The 21,540-nt window shown below is 60.1% G+C and carries 18 protein-coding genes; 12 read left to right on the top strand and 6 right to left on the bottom strand.

Going from position 1 to position 21,540, the window contains the following annotated elements; all coding sequences use genetic code 11:
• Positions 1 to 185: 185 nt before the first annotated feature.
• The 4 genes from QC815_RS08815 to QC815_RS08800 all read left to right on the top strand — a co-directional run bounded on the left by QC815_RS08815 (position 186) and on the right by QC815_RS08800 (position 1,785).
• A complete protein-coding gene (locus QC815_RS08815) occupies positions 186 to 377 on the top strand; it encodes a hypothetical protein (RefSeq protein ID WP_479694312.1) in 192 nt (63 codons plus the stop codon).
• Positions 378 to 474: 97 nt separating this feature from the next.
• A complete protein-coding gene (locus tag QC815_RS08810) occupies positions 475 to 747 on the top strand; it encodes a DUF4258 domain-containing protein (protein WP_230446779.1) in 273 nt (90 codons plus the stop codon).
• Position 748: 1 nt separating this feature from the next.
• Positions 749 to 1,051, top strand: coding sequence for a CopG family antitoxin (locus QC815_RS08805; RefSeq protein ID WP_230446780.1), 303 nt, complete (start codon positions 749 to 751; stop codon positions 1,049 to 1,051).
• A 149-nt stretch (positions 1,052 to 1,200) separates the two neighbouring features.
• The gene (locus QC815_RS08800; RefSeq protein ID WP_230446781.1) at positions 1,201 to 1,785 is read left to right on the top strand and encodes a helix-turn-helix domain-containing protein; all 585 of its coding nucleotides are present in this window, start codon (positions 1,201 to 1,203) and stop codon (positions 1,783 to 1,785) included.
• Here the strand turns inward: QC815_RS08800 and QC815_RS08795 are convergent.
• Complete coding sequence (locus QC815_RS08795; RefSeq protein ID WP_230446782.1) at positions 1,746 to 2,519, bottom strand: glycerophosphodiester phosphodiesterase family protein; 774 nt, start codon at positions 2,517 to 2,519, stop codon at positions 1,746 to 1,748. The genes QC815_RS08800 and QC815_RS08795 overlap by 40 nt on opposite strands.
• A 135-nt stretch (positions 2,520 to 2,654) precedes the next feature.
• On the opposite strand from QC815_RS08795, the gene QC815_RS08790 reads away from it, so the two are divergent.
• Positions 2,655 to 3,647, top strand: coding sequence for an NADPH:quinone reductase (locus QC815_RS08790; RefSeq protein ID WP_230446783.1), 993 nt, complete (start codon positions 2,655 to 2,657; stop codon positions 3,645 to 3,647).
• Positions 3,648 to 3,718: 71 nt separating this feature from the next.
• On the opposite strand, the gene QC815_RS08785 is transcribed toward QC815_RS08790, so the two are convergent.
• The 3 genes from QC815_RS08785 to QC815_RS08775 form a co-directional block, all read right to left on the bottom strand.
• On the bottom strand, positions 3,719 to 5,917 hold the full coding sequence (locus tag QC815_RS08785) for a TRAP transporter large permease subunit (protein ID WP_230446784.1): 2,199 nt from the start codon (positions 5,915 to 5,917) through the stop codon (positions 3,719 to 3,721).
• A 157-nt stretch (positions 5,918 to 6,074) separates the two neighbouring features.
• Positions 6,075 to 7,250, bottom strand: coding sequence for a TRAP transporter substrate-binding protein DctP (gene dctP / locus QC815_RS08780; RefSeq protein WP_230446785.1), 1,176 nt, complete (start codon positions 7,248 to 7,250; stop codon positions 6,075 to 6,077).
• Positions 7,251 to 7,491: 241 nt separating this feature from the next.
• Positions 7,492 to 8,400: a MurR/RpiR family transcriptional regulator gene (locus tag QC815_RS08775; RefSeq protein WP_230446786.1), complete on the bottom strand. Its 909-nt coding sequence runs from the start codon at positions 8,398 to 8,400 to the stop codon at positions 7,492 to 7,494.
• A gap of 216 nt (positions 8,401 to 8,616) precedes the next feature.
• Between QC815_RS08775 and QC815_RS08770 the strand changes: the two genes are divergently transcribed.
• From QC815_RS08770 to QC815_RS08740, 7 genes are all read left to right on the top strand, one after another.
• Positions 8,617 to 9,423 (top strand): enoyl-CoA hydratase/isomerase family protein, encoded by an 807-nt coding sequence (locus QC815_RS08770; protein WP_309768067.1) that lies wholly within the window; start codon positions 8,617 to 8,619, stop codon positions 9,421 to 9,423.
• A 59-nt stretch (positions 9,424 to 9,482) separates the two neighbouring features.
• Positions 9,483 to 11,660, top strand: a complete 2,178-nt coding sequence (locus tag QC815_RS08765) for an acetate--CoA ligase family protein (protein WP_230446788.1) — start codon at positions 9,483 to 9,485, stop codon at positions 11,658 to 11,660.
• Complete coding sequence (locus QC815_RS08760; protein ID WP_230446789.1) at positions 11,657 to 12,460, top strand: enoyl-CoA hydratase-related protein; 804 nt, start codon at positions 11,657 to 11,659, stop codon at positions 12,458 to 12,460. Before QC815_RS08765 ends, QC815_RS08760 begins: the two co-directional genes overlap by 4 nt.
• A gap of 211 nt (positions 12,461 to 12,671) precedes the next feature.
• On the top strand, positions 12,672 to 14,525 hold the full coding sequence (locus QC815_RS08755; RefSeq protein ID WP_309768064.1) for an SLC13 family permease: 1,854 nt from the start codon (positions 12,672 to 12,674) through the stop codon (positions 14,523 to 14,525).
• 152 nt (positions 14,526 to 14,677) lie between these two features.
• A complete protein-coding gene (locus QC815_RS08750) occupies positions 14,678 to 15,436 on the top strand; it encodes a DeoR/GlpR family transcriptional regulator (protein WP_230446791.1) in 759 nt (252 codons plus the stop codon).
• A 122-nt stretch (positions 15,437 to 15,558) separates the two neighbouring features.
• Positions 15,559 to 17,046: a glycerol kinase GlpK gene (gene glpK, locus QC815_RS08745; RefSeq protein WP_230446792.1), complete on the top strand. Its 1,488-nt coding sequence runs from the start codon at positions 15,559 to 15,561 to the stop codon at positions 17,044 to 17,046.
• A 572-nt stretch (positions 17,047 to 17,618) separates the two neighbouring features.
• A complete protein-coding gene (locus tag QC815_RS08740) occupies positions 17,619 to 17,843 on the top strand; it encodes a hypothetical protein (RefSeq protein WP_230446793.1) in 225 nt (74 codons plus the stop codon).
• A gap of 83 nt (positions 17,844 to 17,926) precedes the next feature.
• Here the strand turns inward: QC815_RS08740 and QC815_RS08735 are convergent, their stop codons facing one another.
• Together QC815_RS08735 and QC815_RS08730 are read right to left on the bottom strand one after the other, a co-directional pair.
• Positions 17,927 to 19,576, bottom strand: coding sequence for a glycerol-3-phosphate dehydrogenase/oxidase (locus tag QC815_RS08735; RefSeq protein ID WP_309768061.1), 1,650 nt, complete (start codon positions 19,574 to 19,576; stop codon positions 17,927 to 17,929).
• Between the two features lie 156 nt (positions 19,577 to 19,732).
• Positions 19,733 to 21,472: an ABC transporter substrate-binding protein gene (locus QC815_RS08730; protein ID WP_230446795.1), complete on the bottom strand. Its 1,740-nt coding sequence runs from the start codon at positions 21,470 to 21,472 to the stop codon at positions 19,733 to 19,735.
• Positions 21,473 to 21,540 lie beyond the last annotated feature (68 nt).

Genomic DNA, 21,540 nt, shown 5'->3' with positions numbered 1-21,540 from the left:
GGCACGTTCTTCAGTGCAGAGTTCAGAATATGACATGGATACAACACCCTACCGGTTTGGTCAGGTGTTGCACTCAGAATTTGCGGCCGAGCGTTTTTGAAAGCATACGCTCAATAAATTTGGACACGAAGTACGTGCGTCATGACGCTATCACCGCAACTGAGGCGCGCAGCAACCTTTATTGATTGACGAGACGGCCGAGTCACACCAGCCGTTCGTCGTCACGGGCAAGCGAAAGAACCGACCTGGTTTCCGAAGAAGACTGGTCGGCTATTCAGGAAATGCTCTACTTTCTTTCTGTGCCGGGTATGCGGGCGTTTATTCGAGAGGGGGTGGATAGCCCCGTGGATGAATGCGATGGGGCGCTGGACTGGTGACGTGGCGATGGGTTTGCACCAAGCAAGCCCAGAAATTTGCCACGAAGCGTGGTATTAGAAAGATGCCAATAGGCACACATTCTGCTAGGCTCATCCAATGAAGCAAATTAACTGGAATGCTGAAAAGAACCAGCAGTTGATGAGCGAGCGGGGAGTTTCCTTCGAAGATGTCCTGTTTGCTCTTCAGTCTGGTGGTTTACTTGATGATGGATCTCACCCCAACAGGGACAAGTACCCGAATCAACGACTCCTTGTGGTTCGGATTGATGATTATGCCTGGCTGGTGCCGTACGTCGAGAATGATAACGAGATCTTTCTTAAAACGGTCATTCCCAGTCGCAAGGCCACCAAGACCTTTCTAGGGGGTTAGCATGACCAAGACCAAATTAGATCAAGAAGAGCAAGCGCTACTGGAAGCTTACGAATCCGGAGAGTTCGAGTCAGATCTGAATGCCGATCGTCGGGAGTCCCTGACGACGGCAGCGGAAGAAACCTTCAGGAAAGACAAGCGGATCAATATCCGTATCTCCAGTCGCGACCTGGAAGCGCTCCAGCGCCGTGCACTGGAAGAAGGGCTTCCTTACCAGTCCCTGGTTTCCAGTGTGTTACACAAGTATGTTTCCGGCAGCCTCAAGGACATCTCTGCTAACAAATCAGGCCGGCGGACGCGGTAGCGTACGTCGCTGCGTCCCGGGCCAATTCGCGTTGCATCAATCTTCAGCATCGCCTGGTCGACCGGGCGCCAACGCATGCCGCTTTGGGTTCCCGCAACGTGTGCTCAGGCACTGGTTTCAAGTAACGCCACGTACCCAAGGAGCGTTTCATGACTGCTGAGCCTCACACTCTGGCGGCGCATATCGCCGCGACCGTGAAGCAACTCCGCCGTGAGCGTGGCTGGAGCCTGACCCGGACGGCGGAGGCCACCGGCGTCAGTAAAGCCATGCTGGGCCAGATCGAGCGCGGCGAGTCGAGCCCCACCATTGCCACGCTGTGGCGCATGGCCAGCGGCTTTCGCGTGTCGTTTTCCAGCCTGTTTGATGCGGGGGCAGAAGTGGAGGCCAGACCGCCGCACCCGCCCACCTGGCAGGATAGCGCCGGGATGCAGGCGCAGGTGCTGTTTGCCTACGACCCGCTACTCGGGTTTGAAATGCTGGCGATCGAGCTGGCGCCGAATTGTGCCAGCGAATCGGCACCCCACGCGCCCGGCGTGGTGGAGCATATCGTGGTGATCGAGGGGACGATGGCGCTGTGCATCGACGACGCCTGGCAAACGGTGACGGCAGGCCAGGGCGTTCGCTTCGCCGCTGACCGGCCACATGTCATGCGCAACGACGGCGATACATCGCTACGCTTTCACGATGTCATTCATTACCTGCCGTGTGCGGCGCTGGCCGAGGCCGATAAATAGCGCTGGAAGGCCTCGGGTTCGTCGGTGATGGCGCTGGCTGCCCCCCAGGCCCAGAGCGGATGGAAGGCGTGGGGATCGTTGGGGGTGTAGCAGAGCAGCGCATAGCCCGCCTGTACGATGGCGTCAGCCTGTGCGGGCTTCAAACGGCCCCAGTGGGCATGAAGGCTGAAGGCATCGATCTCCGCGCACAGTGCCCGCCACTCCTTGGGCAGGCGGTTGACCAGCACGCCGAGCGCCAGCCTGTCGGCCGTTGCAAAGGTGCGGCTGTGGCGCAGCGCCGTTTGATCAAAAGACGACAGCACAAGCCGCTCGGCGGGCAAGGCGTCGAGCACGGTCGGCAGTACACGCTCGACCAACGCGACGGGGTCGTGGCCGCGATTGACCTTGAGCTCCAGATTGACGCCCATTCCCAGCTCGTTGAGCAGTGCCAGCATGGCCTCAAGGCTGGCCATCCTTTCCCCTTCGAACGTCTTGCCAAACCAGCGGCCAGCGTCGAGCACCTGCGCATGGGGCCAGCGCATGCGGCGTAGCCTGCCGCGGCCGTCTGAACAGCGCGCGACGTCAGCATCGTGCCAGATAACGGGCGTGCCGTCCCCCAGCAACTGAACGTCGAGTTCGACCCAGTCAACCCCGGCCTGGTGGGCGGCGCGGACGGCCGCGAGGGTGTTTTCCGGGGCGGCGGCAGAGTAGCCACGGTGAGCAATTAACGTGGGCAGCGCGATAGCAGGGTGCATTAGCAATGATCCGTTGGCCGTCGGTCGTCAACAAGCCGACAGTCTAGCACGTGCGTTGTGACAACCGCGTTGCGCTGGCGGGCCGATAGCGTTAGCTTGCTAGCCTGACCTTCATCCAATAACAAGGAGTTCCCTGTGTCTCAAGAGCATGTATCCCAACGGATTCAGTTTGCCCGTACCGGCGGTTCAGAGGTGCTTGAACTGGTGGATGCCACCCCGGCCGCACCGGGCGCGGGTGAAGTCCGCGTTGCCAACAAGGCCGTTGGCCTCAACTTCATCGATATTTACTTCCGCACCGGGCTTTATCTGGCGCCTTCTCTTCCTTCTGGGCTTGGCACCGAAGGCGCGGGCGTGGTCGACGCCGTCGGTGAGGGCGTCAGCCACTTTAAAGAAGGCGACCGGGTCGCTTACGCCCAGGGGCCGCTCGGTGCCTACGCCGAGTTGCATACGCTGCCGGCGTCTAAAGTCGTCAAGCTGCCGGACTTTATCGACTTTGAAACCGCCGCGGCCAGCATGCTCAAGGGCTTGACGGTGCAGTACCTGCTGCGTCAGACCTGCGAACTCAAGGGGGGGGAAACGATCCTGTTCCACGCCGCTGCCGGTGGGGTGGGATCGATTGCCTGCCAGTGGGCCAAGGCGCTGGGCGTCAAACTGATTGGTACCGTCAGCTCACAGGCGAAAGCGGATCTGGCCATGGCCAACGGGGCCTGGGCGACGATCAACTACACCGAAGAGGATGTGGTGGCGCGGGTGCGCGAGCTGACCAACGGCGAGATGTGCGACGTGGTCTACGACTCGGTGGGCAAGGATACCTGGGAAATGTCGCTGGACTGCCTCAAGCCGCGCGCCTTGATGGTCAGCTTCGGCAACGCCTCAGGCCCCGTCGACGGCGTGAACATCGGTATTCTCAACCAGAAAGGCTCGCTGTTCGTGACCCGCCCCAGCCTGAACGGCTACGCGGATACCCGCGAGCGCTTCGAGATGATGTGCGAGGACTTCTTTGCCATGATCGAGAGCGGCAAGATTCACATCGACGTGGCCAACCGCTACCCGCTCAAGGACGTGGGAAAAGCCCAGGACGCGCTGCAAAGCCGTAAGACCACCGGCTCCACGGTGCTGTTGCCCTGACATTGGCTGCCCCGAAACGCAAACCGCCCTCGCTGAGCGAGGGCGGCAGAAGCGCGAACGGTCAAGCGTGGCTAGCCGTAGGCCAGGTTGGGGAGCCAGGTGACCAGCGCCGGGAAGAGAATGACCAGCAGTAGCCCCAGTGCCTGAATGCCCAGGAACGGGAAGGACGAGCGGAATATCTGCGCCATGGTGATATGCGGCGGGCAGACCCCCTTGATATAGAACAGCGCATAGCCGAACGGCGGACTGAGAAACGACATCTGCATGTTGACCAGGTAGATGACGCCGAACCACAGCGAGACGTCAGCCGCGTCGACCCCGGGCAGGCCAAATAACCCATCAAAGGTCATGCCCTTGATCAGCGGCACGAAGATGGGCACCGCCAGCAGCAGGATGCCGACCCAGTCGAGGAACATCCCCAGCGCCACCAGCAGCACCATCATCAGCAGCAACACCGCGTAGGGGCCAAGGCCCGCGCCGGAGATCAGCTCCTGCACGAACGTCTGGCCGCCCTGCAGGATATAGAAGCCGACGAAGATGCTGGCGCCGAAGATAATCCACATCACCATCGCCGAGGCGACCAGCGTGGTCATGCAGGCGGCGTGCAGGTTGGGCCAGGTCAGGCGCTTGTGCATGGCCGCGACCACCAGGGCACCAAAGGTGCCGATACCCGCCGCCTCCACGGGCGTGGCGATGCCGGTAAAGATGATGCCGAGGACCAGTATCACCAGCACGATGGGCGCCAGCATGTTGCGCAGCAAGCGTAGCTTCTCCTTCATGTCGACCCGGTCTTCCACCGGCATCGGCGGCGCCATCTTGACGTTCAGGGTGCCGCGCATCCAGCAGTAGAAGCCGTACATGAAAGCCAGCAGCAAGCCCGGAATCAGCGAGCCGAGGTAGAGCTCACCCACCGATTGCTGGGCGATAACGCCGTAGATGATCGCCAGGATCGAGGGCGGGATAAGAATGCCCAGGGTGCCGCCGGCCATGATCGAGCCAATGGCGATTTCCGGGTCATAGTTGCGCTTGAGCATCGCCGGCAGGGCGATCAGACCCATGGTGACCACCGCCGCGCCAATTACGCCGACCATGGCGGCGAGCAGCGTGGACGCAATCACCGTGGCAATGGCCAGCCCGGCCTTGAGGCCGCCCATCCACTTGTAGACGACGTCGAACAGCTCTTCGATGATCCCGGCTTTTTCCAGCACCGAGGCCATGAAAATGAACAGCGGTATGGCTGAGAGCTGGTAGTTGGTCATCATCGGGAAAATGCGTGAGGGCATCAGGTTGAGCATCGCCTGATCGCCAACCGTGTACAGGAATACCACCCCCAGGCCCCCGGTAACGAAGGCTAATGGCAGACCCGCCACAAGCACCACCATCAGGGTGCCAAACATCAATAGGGTCAAGGCTCCGATGCCGACTGAGCTAAGGCTACCGGAAATGCTACCGGCCAAACTCTCATAGTCGGTGATGGCGATATTGACAATCTCAAACACTAGCCATGCCGCAAGAAAGATGGCGATGATCAGCAGCGTACGAGCAAAAGACCGACTCTCTTTATGCAGGTGCCAGTGGTGACGGTACGCCTGGATGTCCCGAATCAGCTGACCAAGCCCCTGGAGCAGCAATAGTAACGCGCCAAAGAACAGCATGAACTTCACCGGATAGAACTGAATGGCCCATTCGGTGAAAGAGGTCTCGTTGGAATAGCTGGAGCCAAAGAAGTACGCGTCACTCACCGACTGGGAGAAGAACGTCCAGCCGGTCGAAAGCAACGCGAGGGTAAAGATGAAAAAGAATAACGAGGTGACAATATCCAGTGCCGCCTTGTTAAGTGGCTTGGCCCGGCTGTACAGAATATCGACGCGGACATGGCCACCTTCGCGAAGCGCATAAGCCCCCGCAATCAGATACTGCATGCCGAACATCAAGGTCATTGACTCGTGAGCCCAGTTGGTCGGCGAGTTGAAGGCATAGCGCACAAGTACTTCATAGGCGAAGATGAAAGGTGCAATCAGCGCCCAATAGGCCACGTAACGGCCTGAAAAGCCGGATATGCGGTCAACGACGCTGGTAAAAAGATTGCCCGGCGGTTGATAGGCGGCCTCAGGCGCCTCCCCGGCAGGGATCTCGGCGGTGTCTCCGCCGTCAACAGTAGCGCCGCGCCGGAAACTGCGGTCGACAAAAAACATTACCACCAGTGGTAAAAGCAGCAACACCGACCAGTAAAGCCAATGCGGAAGAACGAATTCGATATCAAGGTTCATGGACACTCCTCCGTGACACCCTCACCTAAAGGTGAGGGTTCCGGATCATCAGCCGACGGGATGCGGAAGAAAAAAGTCGTAACGCTGGACAAACAGGATGTTGCGAAATCAATCGCAACATCCGACGTTGCCGAGCCAATCATTCAGACGCTAAGCATCAGGCGTTTAGCTCGTAGCCCTGAATGTCTTCGTCGGTGATCAAACCCACGGCCGGATCCATCATGGTGTTGAGGTGTGCTCTAAACAGCCGAGCCGCATCTGGATCCTTGTTGGCCCACTTGAACCATAGCGGGATGGCGGCATCCCTGAAGCGGCTAGCATCGTTTTCGGTGAGGTGGATGATCTCCACGCCTTTTTCACGATACTTGGGCCAGGCTTCGGCGTTGGCCTTCTGGATCGCCGCGTAGTGCTCGCGAGAGTAGGCGGCCACCAGATCGTGCATCAGATCCTGGGTCTGGGGCGACATACGCTCGAACACGCGCCGGTTGACGGAAATATCCATCAGGTCGACAGCCTGGTGCAGACACGGCGTTGAGGGCGGCCCCATGATGATGTAGTCGGCGACCTGCCAGAATCCTAGCTCGAAGTTGACGGCAGCGCCTGTGTAGTCGGCCGCGTCGATAGTGCCTTTCTCAAGTGCCGGATACACCTCGGAGCCCGGGAGCAGAGTCGTTTGTGCACCAATAGAGGCGAAGGTTTCCGCCACGATGCCGCCTGGCATGCGGATCTTAACGCCTTTGAAGTCATCGAAGCTGCGTAACGGAATCTTGGAGTGGATCAGGTTGAGGTCGTGATGCACGTAGCCGAGCAGCTCCTGACCCTGCTTGCGGTATAGATCCTTGGCAATGCCGAAGCCGCCATAGGCGCCAAACATCATATCCCACTGGTGAGGGACGGAAAGCCCCATTGGATAAGCGGTCAGGAATACACCGGCTGGCATTTTGCCCGGCCAATAAACGGTGAACCAGTTCTGGCCGTCGAGCACGCCGTTGCGTACCGCATCGGCAACTTCAAAGGCGCCCGCGACTGCACCGGCAGGGAAGGGCTCAATGCGCACCTCGCCACCTGTCGCCTCTGCGACCCCCGCAGCCCACTCTTCGAAAATTCTGTAGCCCGTGGTACCTGGCTGCCAGGAAGATTGCATGCGGATGCGAATGCCTTCCTGGGCTTGCACATTGCCGATCCACGGGGCGGCGACGGCGGCTGCCGAGCCCACCGCAGCGGTTTTCAGGAAGTTGCGCCGGCTAGAAGGAGTGCTCGTCATCGAGGAAGGCAAGGTGGTGGACGTGGTAATCAAGGAATCTGAATTTACGTTGTGCTTGTCGTTAGGCATGTTGAAAGCTCCGACAGTGGTCAGTGCCACCGGTTGTTGTTGTAATCCCATACGTATAATTCACCACTGTGGGTTCCCTGTGGTGACGGTAAGGCAATGCGGCGCTTTAAGCATCACATTACGTTCACAGAATTTAGCTAGCTCTGAGCTAAGCGCCAATTAATATTTTCAACGCTAGCCATAGTGCCGCGAAGGTCTAATGCGTCCATGGCGGCGTTCCGTGAATGCCGAAAGCCGCTGGCTAGCCGGTATCCACGTACGCGCCCATGTTGCGCATCCGGGTTTCGAAGCTTTTGACGTTGTCGACCAATTGATCGGGGCCAAACGCGACGCACTCCGCCAGAATCGCCTCGCTCAAGGTGATGGCGGACAGGATCGAAGGGAAAAAATGGGGCGTTGCGTTGGCCACGGTAAACGTCATCAGCGACCCGGGAACCAGCGGCGAGCGCAGCGTATCGGTGATGGCGATGGCCTGGACGCCGTTTCGCCGGGTGACCTCCAGCGCCTTGACGGTTTCTGCGCAGTAGGGCTCGAAACCAAATACCACCACCAGATCCTGCTCATTGAAGTGATCCAGCTCGGTCAGAAGCCCGCCCTCCAGGCCGCGAATGAGGGTCACGTTGGGCATGGCGATGCGGCCTACGTAGGCAAAGTGGTAAGCACAGGCAAAGGTGTCCCGAAATCCCACCACCGCTATCTTGCGCGCTGCCAGCAGGTGGCGGGCGGCCTCGCGCACCCGCGATTGGTTGTCGGCGGTAAACAGGCGTCCGATATTGTCAAACGCCGCTTCCCCGACATTCACAAACAGCGGGTCGTCCGGCTGGCTGGCCTGATCGCGCAGCTTGCTGGCGCGCCCGGAAAGCTCCACCGGCGGCGCCTGTACCGAGGATTGAAACGCCTCGCGGAACGGCTCATAGCTGTCAAAACCCAAGCGCTTGGCCAGGCGTACCAGCGTTGAAGGGGTGACCTGGGCGGCGCTCGCCGTCTTGCGGATCGACTGGAACGCCATGTCCAGAGGATGCTCCATCACAAAGCCCGCAGCCTGCTTCAGCTGCGGGCTCAAGGTCGGGTAGAGCGCTGCAAGCCGTTGGTTGATGGCGTCCAACGGCGTGGTAGAGAGGGACTCTCCGTCAGTCTGGTAGCGCGTCATGGTCGGCCTCCGGCGGATTGGAACCGGCAGTGTAACGCATACGACCCGAAATGGTACATTTGTATCTATTTAGGTTTTTTTAGATACGTTTGTGTTGACGTGCTCGGCAAGGAGTCGCTAGCATGCCGACTGAAACATGCGTTTCTTAATAGTTGATAAAAAGAAACGTATGTATTGATTGGCCATTTCTTCTCGTTGACCAGGTAGCCGACCGCGATGACCACGCCGCTAGATTTGCCTTCCTATTCCCACCTTCTCGTCACCCGGCAAAACCATGTGCTGACGGTGCGCCTCAATCGGCCCGACAGGCTCAATGCCGTCGTGGAAGCGCTGTATCACGAGCTACTGGACGCGCTGGCCATTGCCCAGCGCGAGCGGGATATTCGCGCCGTGGTGCTCACCGGGGAGGGGCGCGCCTTCTGCGTCGGGGCAGATATGAAAGCCCACGAAGGCGCGGGCAGGACGCTTTTCCAGCGCCGCCAATATCTCCAGCTGGGGAACGACGTAGGCGAGGCGATCGCTCAACTGCGCAAACCGGTGATTGCTGCGGTGAACGGCTATGCCCTGGGGGCGGGCGCCGAAATGGCGGTGGCCTGTGATTTTATACTGATGGCCGATGATGCTCAGATGGGTTTTCCCGAAACCAGCATTGGCACCTGCGTCGGCGGTGGCGTTTCCAAGTGGTTACCCCAGCTGGTCGGCCTGGCCCAGGCGCGCCGGCTGCTGTATGTCGGCGACAAGATCAACGGGGCCGAGGCAACCCGGCTGGGTCTGGCGCTGGCCAACTATCCGCTGGATCAGTTGATGCCCGAGGCCGAGTCACTGGCGTCGCAGCTGGCGGGCAAGGCGCCGGTGTCATTGGCCATGTTGAAGCCGCTGGTCAATCGCGCCGCGCACACCGACATGCCAGGCCAGCTCCAGCAAGAGCTGGACGCGGTCTTTACCTGCTCGACCACCGAGGATTGGCAGGAGGGGGTCAACGCCTTCGCCGAAAAACGCGCGCCCCGGTTCAAGGGCCGTTAAGCGTCCGCTTGCTACACCGCAACGCATTGTCGACGTGTCTTATTTCTACAGGTAACCCCATGCAATCCATCGAAGGTCATCTTCCTTCTCAAAGCCCGCTGCATGCCATTCTGGCGCCGTCGGGCATTGCCGTCGTGGGCGCATCGTCCGATCCTACCAAGCGTGGCTACAAGGCCATGGTCGGGCTGATCAAGGGCGGCTATGGCGGAGCGATTTATCCGGTCAATCCCAAGGCGACCTCGATTTTAGGGGTCAACACCTTTGCCTCGATCAGTGATGTCCCGGGCACCCCGGCGCTGGCACTGATTTGTACTCCCGCCGCCACGGTGCCCGACCTGATTGCCGAATGCGGCCGCCTCGGCATCAAGGGGGCCGTGGTGTTAGCCAGCGGCTTTGGCGAGACCGGCGAGGCAGGCGCTGCGTTGGAAGCCCGCATGATGGCCAACGCCCGGGCCCATGGCGTTCGCATCATCGGGCCCAATACGTCGGGGCTGTTCAACCTGCACCATCGGGTTAATCTGCTGGCGCTTGATAACCTCAAGACCGGTGACATCGGGATCGTCTCCCAGTCGGGCAACATGCTGCTTTCCCTGGCGCTTGAGGCCCAGCACAACGGGCAGGTCGGGTTCAGTACCTACATCGGGCCGGGCAATCAGGCCGATATCGGCTTCAACGACTACCTCCGCTATTTGGGGGAAGATGAGCATACCCGGGTGGCGACGCTTTATGTGGAAGGCTTCCGCGACGGGCGCAAATTTCTCGAGGTGGCGCGTGAGGTCGCTGCCATGAAGCCCGTGGTGGTCTATAAATCGGGCGCTACTGAACAGGGGCAAAAAGCCGCCAGCTCGCATACCGGTGCCTTGGCCGGCAGCTACCAGATGACCGTTGACCTGCTGCGCCAAGTGGGCGTCAGCGTGGTGCAGTACTCCGATGAAATTCTTCCGGTAGCGGAGGGGCTGAGCCGTTTGCAGAAGGCCGCCGGCAAACGCGTCGCAGTGATCGCGGACGGGGGCGGGCAGGCGACCATCGCCGCGGATCGCCTGGCCGAAGCGGGGCTTTCGCTTGCCACGCTGTCCGGTCATACCCAGGCAAGGCTCGAGGCGCTGTTGCTGCCTCAGGCATCGTCGGTGAACCCGGTAGACGTGGCCGGCTCCTCGGATGCCCAGCCATCGCTGTTGGCGCAGTGCATGGCCGTCGTCGCCGAGGATGACAACGTCGACAGTATCTTTCTGGTGGGCATGTTCGGTGGCTACAGCCTGCGCTTTGACGAGTCGCTGCTGGAGGATGAGATGCGCGGGGCCGACGCCATGCTGGCGCTTGCCCACGCCACGTCCAAGCCGCTGGTCATCTACAGCCTCTACGCACCGGTTAAACCGCCGCCGCTACGTTGCTTGCACGAGGCGGGCCTGCCGGTGTATGCCTCGATCGAACACGCGGTGCGGGTGCTCGTCGCCCTGGGGGAACGCGGCGACTACCTGGCCAGGCACGCAAGTCAGCAGTCGGCGGCGCCCACGCCTCCGTCCGCCTCCGGAAGCGCCCTGTTGGCGAACGCCAGGGCTGAAGGGCGTGACCTGCTGGAATTTGAAGCCAAGGCGCTGCTTGCCGAGCACGCTATTCGCGTCCCCGACGAGCGGTTGGTGACACATCTGCAGGCGCTTTCGGAGGTGGCGGCCGACTTTGCTGACCGTCCCTTGGCAATGAAAGTGGTGTCGCGGGATATTCTGCACAAATCCGATGCCGGCGGGGTCAAGCTTAACCTTGTAGGCGACGCCGCGTTGCGCGATGCTTACCTGACGATTGTCGCCAACGCGCGTGAATACGCCCCCAACGCCATGATCGACGGGGTGTTGGTGACCCCCATGGCCGACAAGGGGGTCGAAGTTATTGTCGGCATGCTGCGCGACCCGGTATTTGGCCCGGTGCTCATGTTTGGCTTAGGCGGCGTCTTCGTCGAGGTGCTCGACGACGTCGCGTTTCGCGCGCTGCCGATCTCCCGGGCCGACGCCGAGTCCATGGTGAATCAGATCAAGGCGCAAAAGATGCTGGAAGGCGTGCGTGGCGCCCAGGCCGTCAGCAAGCCGGCGCTGGTCGAGCTATTGATGCAGGTGTCGCAGCTGGTGGACGCCTACCCATCGATTCGCGAGCTGGATCTGAACCCGGTGATCGCCTATCCCGACCACCATCCTTCCGGGTACGCGATTGTCGATGCCCGAATCATTGTGGAGCGTGACCAATGAGCCAAACGTTACCCGTGCTGACCGATGCCACCCTGACGCTGGATAAACGGGTGGCCACCTTGACGCTGAATCGCCACGACGTCCGCAATGCGCTTACCGGCACGGCGCTGGTGGATGACATCGTGGCCACCGCCGCCTGGATCAATCGCGCGGACGACGTTTCGGTGCTGCTGATCACCGGGGCAGGGTCGGCCTTCAGCGCCGGCGGCAACGTCAAGGACATGGCCCGTCGCGACGGTGATTTTGCCGGCGATGTGGCGGAAGTGGCCGAGCGCTATCGGCGGGGCATCCAGCGCATGCCGCTGGCGCTCAGCGAGGTGGACGTCCCGATTATCGCGGCGGTCAATGGCCCGGCGATAGGCGCCGGTTTTGATCTGGTCAACATGGCAGACCTGCGTATCGCCTCGCGCCAGGCCCGGTTTGGCGAAACCTTTCTCAATCTGGGGATTATCCCCGGCGACGGCGGTGCCTGGTTTCTGCAGCGCCAGATCGGCTATCAGCGCGCCTTCGAGCTCACCTTGTCCGGGCGCGTCATCGATGCCCAGGAAGCCCTGGACTACGGCGTGGTGCTGGAGGTGGTCGAACACGAGGCCTTGATGGAGGCGGCGATGGCGCATGCTACGCGGATTGCCGCTCAGCCGCCCAAGGCTACGCGGCTGACCAAGCGCCTGATGAAGATGGCCCCGGATATGGAGCTCAAGGCGTTTTTAGACGTATGTGCGGCCTTCCAGGGCATGTGCCATAACGAGCCCGAGCATCTCGAGGCCGTTCAGCACATGCTGGCGCGCATGAAAACCTGATCCACGGTTTCAGTCGCCGTTAACATTCCGACTCAGCGTTTCTCTCGCCTGGCCTTGCCAGGCGTTTTTGTCCTTCACAGGCTTCATTATGAACGCGGCGGCTGTATCGTTAATGCCTAATGTTGATTATCCGCACAGCGCTATCTGATTTATAGTGTTGCCAGACACTCAGGCAAATGGCGGCGTTCGTTCATAGGGAGGTGAGGCCATCATGGCAATCGAAGACGTGGGGCTTGCGTCGAGCACCCTGGTGTTTATGGTGCTGGGTCTGACCCTGGGCGCCTTTATCTGGGGGCGGTTTCGCTACGATCTGGTGGCCCTTGCCGCCCTGCTGGGGTCGGTCATGCTCGGTCTGGTTCCCGCAGACGACGCCTTTATGGGGTTCGGGCATCCTGCGGTGATTACCGTGGCTGCGGTGCTCGTGCTAAGCCGTGGGTTCGAGCGTTCCGGCCTGGTGGATATCATCGCCGATCAGATTTTTAAGGTCGGCGAGCGGCTGGTGCTTCAGCTCCTGGTGTTGGTGGGCACCGTGGTGGTGCTGTCCGGCATCATGAATAACGTCGGTGCGCTGGCGCTGCTCCTGCCGGTAGCCATGCGCCTGGCGCGCGAACACAATACCCCGCCGTCGCTGTTGCTAATGCCGTTGGCGTTCGGCTCGCTGCTGGGCGGGCTGATTACCCTGATCGGTACCCCCCCGAATATCATTATTTCCAGCTACCGGGCCGACGTTGCGGGCGACAATTTCAGCATGTTCAGCTTTGCCCCCGTGGGGATTGCCGTGGCGCTGGCCGGGCTGGCGTTCATCGTGCTGGTGGGCTGGCGCTTGACCCCCAAACGCAGTGGGCAAGCCTCCGCCGCCGACATGTTTGATACCGCCAACTATCTAGTAGAGCTCAAGGTAAACGAAGCGTCAAAAGCCAAAGGGTTGACGCTGCAGCAGCTGCGCGATGAGCTCGAAGACACCATTCCAGTGCTGGCCGTGGTGCGCGACGACGACCGCCAGGCGGGTTATGCCTTCCACGGCATGCTTCAGGCCGGGGATATTCTGCTGCTGGAAGCGGGGCCCGAAGAACTCAAATTGCTCGAGGATAAAGCGGGGCTGAGTGCCGTCGCGGAGCTCGAAGAGGACGACACCGACACCGACTCAAAAGCGGCCGATGCGTCAACGGAAGAGGGCGAGGCCCATCCGCCCGTCGATACCGCAGGCCTTCAGCTGGTAGAGGTGGTGGTGCGCACCGATTCGATGATGATCAACCGCAGCGTGCGGCAACTGCGCCTCAACCATCAATTTGGCCTGCACCTGGTAGCGGTTGCCCGTGACGGCACGCGGCTCAAACAGCGGCTGCGCGATATTCGTTTCAAGGCCGGCGATATACTGCTCCTGCAGGGCGAAGAAAACGAAATAGCCGAAAGCCTGCCCACGCTGGGCTGCCTGCCGTTGGCCAATCGTGACCTCAATCTGGGCCAGCCGCGCAAGCTGATACTTTCGCTTTCCATTTTTGCCGCCGCTATCGTCGCCATGCTGCTGGATATACTGCCGGCGGCGGTGGCCTTGAGCACCGCCGCCCTGATCTCGCTGCTGATCGGGGTGCTGCCGTTACGCGAGGGTTATCAAGCCATCGATGGCCCGGTGATCGTGCTGCTGGGGGCAATGATTCCGGTGGGTGAGGCGCTGGAAACCAGTGGCGGGGCCGCGCTGATTGCCGAGGCGCTGCTATCCTGGGGAAGCGACTGGCCGGTGGTGGTCACCCTGGGGGGCTTGTTCATCCTTTCCATGCTGCTGTCCAACGTGATCAATAATGCCGCAGCGGCAGTCTTGATGGCACCCATTGCGGTGAGCCTGGCGAACGGCTTTGACGTGTCGCTCGATCCTTTTCTGATGGTGGTCGCGGTAAGCGCCTCCTGCGCGTTTTTGACGCCGATCGGCCATCAGTCCAACACCCTGGTGCTGGGGCCGGGCGGCTATCGGTTTGGCGACTATTGGAAGCTGGGCCTGCCGTTATCGATCGTGGTGCTGGCCGTGTCCATGCCGATGATCCTGTGGGTCTGGCCGCTGACGGGGTAACGTTCATCCGCGAACATTGATAAGCGTTATTTTATGAAAATTTTGCTACGCTGCTAGGCTTAAAGTCTTTGGTTTTAAAGTAAATGGTCTTAAAGTAAACAGTTTTAAGGTAAATACGTTCTAAAACGAAAAATAACGTAACGGGCTGGCTTATGAATCAACAGTTTCGTCAAGACGCGATCATCGAGCTGGTCCGCCAGCATGGCTACATGAGCATTGAGCAGCTCACCGACCACTTTGCCGTGACGCCGCAAACCATTCGCCGCGACCTCAACACCCTGGCCAACGATGGCCGCGTGCGACGCGTGCACGGTGGGGTCGGCATCGAGTCGAGCACGGTGAATACCGCCTACAGCACACGCAAGACCCTGCACTTGGAAGAGAAGGAGCGTATTGCCCGCTGCCTAGCCGAGCAGATTCCCAACGACGCCTCGCTGTTCATCAATATCGGTACCAGCAACGAGGTGATCGCCCAGGCGCTGCTCGACCACCAGGGGCTGGAGATCATCACCAACAACCTCAACGTGGCGGCCATTCTGCAGCACAAGGAAGATTTTACCGTGATCATCGCCGGTGGCCAGGTTCGCTCCCGGGACGGCGGTATTATCGGCGAGGCAACCATCGACTTCATCAATCAGTTCAAGGTCGATTACGGCATTATCGGCATCAGCGGCATCGACGAAGACGGTTCACTGTTGGAGTTCGACTACCAGGAAGTGCGCGTTGCCCAGGCGATCATCGCCAATTCCCGGCGCGTCTATCTGGCCGCCGATTACTCCAAGTTCCACCGTAACCCGGTGGTTCGCCAGGGGAATATCGCGCAGCTGGATGCGCTGTTTACCGACCGCAAACCGCCGGAGGCCATTCAGCGCCTGCTGACCCAGCACGATGTTGCGCTACACCTTGCCTGAGCGGGTAAAAACGATAGGTTTTCATCCTTGAGCATTGAGGGCCGCTGGCGTAGCCTTGAATCATAAGAAATCGAAACAGATCACACAAAATCGAAAATACCCAACAACAAAGCGACGATGTTATGACCTCCTTCATACTTGCCATCGATCAAGGTACCACCAGCTCCCGCGCCATTCTGTTTGACCGCGAAGGCCATGTCAGCGCCGTGGCGCAGCGGGAATTCACTCAGCACTATCCCTACGACGGCTGGATCGAACACGACCCGGAGGATATCTGGGACACCGTGGTGGCCACCTGTCGCGACGTGGTCAAGAACGCGGCGATCGACGTCGACCAGATTGCCGGCGTGGGAATCACCAACCAGCGCGAAACCACCATCGTGTGGGATAAGAAGAGCGGCAAGCCGGTATACAACGCCATTGTCTGGCAGGATCGGCGAACCTCGGCGCTGTGTCAGCGGCTACGCGATGATGGCCATACCGAACGGGTTCAGGCCAAGACCGGCCTGCTCATCGACCCCTATTTTTCCGCCACCAAGCTTGCCTGGGTGCTGGACAACGTCGAGGGCGTTCGCGCTCGGGCGGAGAAAGACGAGCTGCTGTTCGGCACGGTCGACAGCTTCTTGATCTGGCGGCTGACCGGTGGACGGCGTCACGTGACCGATGCCACCAATGCCTCGCGCACGGCGCTGTTCAACATCCATACCCAGTGCTGGGACGACGAGCTGCTCGAGCTGTTCGACATCCCGGCATCACTGCTGCCTGAAGTGAAAGACTCGAGCGACGATTTCGGCACCATGGATGCCCGCTGGCTGGGCGCCGAGCTGCCCATCGCCGGGGTCGCCGGCGACCAGCAGGCCGCGCTGGTCGGCCAGGCCTGCTTTCAGCCCGGCATGGGCAAGAGCACCTACGGCACCGGCTGTTTCATGATCGTCAATACCGGCGAAACGCCGTCGCTGTCGCGCAACCGGCTGCTGACCACCATCGGGTATCGTCTCAACGGCAAGCCCACCTACGCCATGGAGGGCAGCATTTTCGTTGCCGGCGCCACCGTTCAGTGGCTGCGCGACGGCCTGAACCTGTTTGCCGACGCGGCGGAAACCGAGGCGCTGGCCCGCAAGACGCGCAGCGGGCACAGTGTTTATCTAGTGCCCGCGTTTACCGGCCTGGGCGCGCCGCATTGGGATCCCAAGGCACGTGGGGCGATCTTTGGTCTGACCCGTGACACCGGGATCGCGGAAATTGTCGCTGCCGGCCTTCAGGCGGTCTGTTACCAGACCCGTGATCTCCAGCACTGCATGAATGACGACATGGAAGCGCCTCCCGGTAACCTGCGTGTCGATGGCGGCATGGTCAAGAACAACTGGGTCATGCAGTTCCTGGCCGACATGCTCAACGTGCAGGTGGATCGCCCCACCATTCTGGAAACCACTGCGTTGGGCGCTGCCTACCTGGCAGGGCTGCGGCTGGGCTGGTACCAGACGCTTGACGAGATTGAGGAGCTATGGCGCTGCGAGCGCAGCTTTACGCCCAGCATGGAAGACGCGACGCGCGAATCGCTTTACCAGGGCTGGCTGGATGCGGTGTCCCGCGTCCGCACTGTGGATTGAACTTCCTTCCTTTATGCACGCGCACGCCGCTATGGCCCCTGGCCGTAGCGGCGCCGTTTGTTATCCCCAGAGCTATTATGCCAAGAGCTATTAGCCCTTAGTCGAGTGGTGTTATCCCCCGCATGGCGTATACTGCCTCGCGTTTGCCCAGTTGCTCTGGGTTGGTCTCCTGCCTTCTCGGCGCGTCATGCGCCCGTGTTTTTCCGCTGTGAAATTCTATGACACCCTTTTCACCCGTTCGCCGCGTTTGTAGTCAAACTACAACGCCGCCTGCGGCCAATGATGCATTGTGGCTTTTACGGCAGTGCACCATAGTGAAGTCATGGATCAGGGCGGCGTGTCGTTATCCCGGTGTGCTGGCGTGATCCCTGCTACAACCGAGGCGCTTCTGCATTACCCAGGCGCTTCACGCGAAGGTCTTGTAACGCTTGTGACCCTATCGCAGTCACCGAACTGGACACTTATCCGGTCCAGCATGAGTAGCAACGTCACCATTCGTCACTAACAAGATGGCTGCTTAACGATTAACGACAATAGTAAGCAGCGGATGACCATACCATGAGGGTTTAACCATGAACTGCACCGAATTAAGCCAACAAGCCGACCGTATCGCGAATACTTTCAGCAAGCAGGACCTTGCCAAGCTGGTGCTGGCGCTAAAGGGGCAACGCGAGTCTCTGCAACATGCGGTCGAAGTCATTGACACCATCGATAACCGTATGGGTTACACCCTCGAGGAAGCCTGGGACGAGGTGCTGGCAGGGGATTCTCAACTGCTGGTCGAGAACGAAGAATAACCGCTAGCCTGGCGAGTCATGAAAGCCCCCTGACGGTCTCCGTGAGGGGGCTTTCAGCGTTGGGCGGGACGGCAAGCGCTCATTTAGGTGGTGACTTCCTGCTTGGGCACATAGGGTTGGGCGGTATCACGATGTGCGGCAAAGTACGCTTCAAAACGCTGGTCTGCTTCCTCGCCAAACAGCACGCGGCAGGCTTCTCTCAAGCCCTTTGACTGGCGAAGCTGCTCGTGGTGTACCACCAGCGAAACCTTTGCCCGGCGGCGCAGGAAATCCTCGAGCTGCGTAATCATCTCGTGGTCGCGGGCATGTTCGAGTTCGCAGCGGATATACTCGGTGCCTTCGATGAGAATGTCGGCCTCGGCTGGATCCTGGCGAATCTTTTCCAGCATGGGCATCGCCTGTTCGGCGTAGCGCCGCCATAGGCGCGATGATAAGGGCTCCGACGAGGTCGTCGCGGTCATGGCGTCCAGGTTCATGCGCTTGGCGTGATCCATGAACTGCTGCTTGACGGCGTTCGGCGGCTCGCCATACCAGCGAAAGTCCTGATCGGGTAGCTCGACGCCCAGTTCTGCCACTGCTTCGGCGATTTCATCCCCCACGTTGAGGCAGTCGGTCAACTTGCCGCCGAAGATGCTGATGTGCGCGCTATCGGCATTGGTATCTACGACATGCTTGCGCGACAGCTGTAGGAAGTCGCGGTCACTTCCCTGGTCGGACTTGATCGCCAGCGGGCGAACGCCGCATCGGGTCGAAATGATATCCTCCTGGCCAAGAGGCTTGTCGAGGGTCAGGCGCTTATTGATGTTTTCCAATACGAAATCGATGTCCTCGGCGGTGACCTCGACCTCGGGGTGCTCCATATGGGTGTCGGTGGTGCCGATGCAGGTGCGGTTACCCATGGGAATCACGAAGAACAGCCGGCCATCGTCGGCAAAAAACGCCAGCACGCGCTTGGTGTCCGTCAGTTGCGGCACGACCAGGTGAATACCCTTGGAATACAGGTGCTGGTGGGTGGTCTTCTGCCCGGTCAGCGCGTTGTGCTGATCCACCCAGGGGCCCGCTGCATTGATTAGCACCTTGGCGCGGATATCAAACGTCTCGCCGTTCATCACGTCGCGGGCCTTGGTCACCCAGTAGTCACCTTCACGCTCGGCGCCCAGTGATTCGACATAATTTGCCGCGATGGCGCCATAGTTGAGGGCGTGGCGGACGAAATTGAAGACGAAGCGTGCGTCGTTATCGTGCAGATAGGCATCGGAATATTCAAAGCCGCCGATGGAGTCTTCAATGCCGATGATCGGCTCTTCACGCTTGATATCCTTCGGCGATAGCAGGCGAGGGCGCTGGGTGAATGCGTTGCCCATCAGCCAGTAAAGCCAGGTACCGATCCATAAATAACGCGGCGAGTGGCGAAATCCACGGGTGATATTGGTGAGAAAGCGGATTTCCTGGACGGTAGATGGATAATTCTCAATCAAATGGTTACGGCTCTTGCAAAGCTTTCTTACCAGGGAAAAGTCTTTGCTTTCCATATACTTGATGCCTCCCCAAACAAGGTTGGAGGAGTGCATGCTGGTGCTGCCGGCAAAGTCGCCGCGATCGATCAGGGCGACCTTGGCGCCTTTGCCCGACAGCGCAGCGGCGGTGGCGGCACCGTTGATGCCACCACCAATGATCAGTACGTCGAATGCGTCGCTGTGCAGTTGCTCGATATTTCGGTTACGCAGTTTCATAGCGGATCCAGATTAGCAAAGTAAAAGCCCCGTTCACCCGCTCAGGTAGCCAGTAGGCGGTGGTGCGACGTGAAGCCGGAAGGGCTATCGCGGAGTCGATAGAGGGTGCCGCCGATGAAGCCGGAAAGGGCGGGCCCGAGGCCCGCCCGACCGGTATTAACGCGTACCGGCTGACACCCATTCCTCCATCATTTCGTCGTAAGGCATGGTGGTGCCCTGAGGCATTTCGTTATCCAGCTTGGCCTTGGGTGCGCCGTCCTGATCCAGCCAGTACTGCGGGTCGCGCTCTTCGTTGAGCACCGGCGCATAGCTGTCGAAGACGTTGGCACGAGCCAGACGATTCATTGTGCTGTCCATGTCCGCCGCAAGTTTATCGAGGCCTTCCTGGGCGGTAGATTCACCGCTCATGACCGGCGCCAGGTTCTGCCACCACAGCGGTGCCATGCGCGGATAGTCAGGCACGTTGGTACCCGTTGGCGTCCAGTTGGACTCGTTGGGGCTGCGGTAGAATTCGACCAACCCGCCCAGCTTGGGCGCCATTTCGGTCATCTGCTCAGAGAAGATGTCGGACTCGCGGATCGGCGTCAGGCCGTGCATCAGCTTCTCGAGTGATACCGTCTTGGACACCGTGAACTGACCAAACAGCCAGGCGGCCGTGCGGCGGTCTTCCGGCGTGGAGTCGAAGAACGTCCAGGCACCCACGTCCTGGTAGCCAACCTTCATGCCTTCTTCCCAGTACGGACCGGTGGGCGAAGGCGCCATCCGCCATTTGGGATTGCCTTCGTCATCGGTCACGGCAACATCCGGGTCGGTCATGTCGGCGGTGAAGGCGGTGTACCAGAAGATCTGCTGGGCAATGTTGCCTTGGGCAGGCACCGGGCCGGCTTCGCCGAAGGTCATGCCTTGGGCTTCGGGGGGGGCAAAGTCGCGCAGCCAGTCCACCGCTTTCTGCATGGCAAATACGGATGCAGGTGAGTTGGTCGCGCCGCCACGGCTGACGCTTGCGCCCACCGGCTGACTATCTTCGTTGACGCGAATGCCCCAGTCATCCACCGGGTTGCCTGACGGGACGCCGGGGCTGCCCATGCCGGCCATGGAGAGCCAGGAGTCGTGGAAACGCCAGCCCAGTGACGGATCACGACGGCCGTAGTCCATGTGGCCATAGATCTTTTCACCGTCGATCTCGCCGACATGTTCGCTGAAGAATTCCGCAATGTCCTCATAGGCGGTCCAGTTGGTGGGTACGCCCAGGTCGTAGCCGTAAATGTCACGGAACTGATCCTGCAGATCTTCGCGCTGGAACCAGTCGTAGCGGAACCAGTAGAGGTTGGCGAACTGCTGGGTAGGCAGCTGGTAGAGGCTGCCATCGGGCCCCGTGCCGTACTGCAGGCCGATGAAGTCGTCCAGGTCTAGCGAGGGAAGCGTGTAATCCGCCCACTCGTTCTCCATGGCGTCCGACAGGTTGATGGTGGTGCCGTAGCGGATGTGGGTGCCGATGGCGTCGGTATCGTTGACGAAGCCGTCGTAGATACTGTTACCCGACTGCATCTGGTTCTGCATGGTATCGACGACATCGCCTTCGCCGATGATGTTGTGGGTCAGGTTGATGCCGGTCAGCTCGCTGAACGCGTCGGCAAGCACTTCGCTTTCGTAGACGTGGGTCGTCAGACCCTCGGCAACGGTTTGAATATCCATGCCACGAAACGGCTCGGCCGCTTTGGCAAACCACATCAGCTCCTCGATCTGTTCCTCACGGCTCAGGGTCGAGTTCTGAAAATGCTCATCGACCAGCCGCTCGGCAACGGCGCGTGCATCATGGTCGTCTGCTGCCAGCGTCCCGGAGGCCAGCAGCAAGCTGGCGGCGAGGGTAGTGAGTTTGAACTTGTTATGTCGCATATTAACCTCGTTATGTTGTGATCTTCCCTAATGGCGAATCCGTCCCTGAGACCGCTTTGGTTTTCTGC

Source organism: Vreelandella gomseomensis (assembly GCF_031451645.1).
Lineage (GTDB): Bacteria > Pseudomonadota > Gammaproteobacteria > Pseudomonadales > Halomonadaceae > Vreelandella > Vreelandella gomseomensis.
Note: the sequence above shows the minus strand (reverse complement) of the source record. Positions and strands in the feature narration are given on the sequence as shown.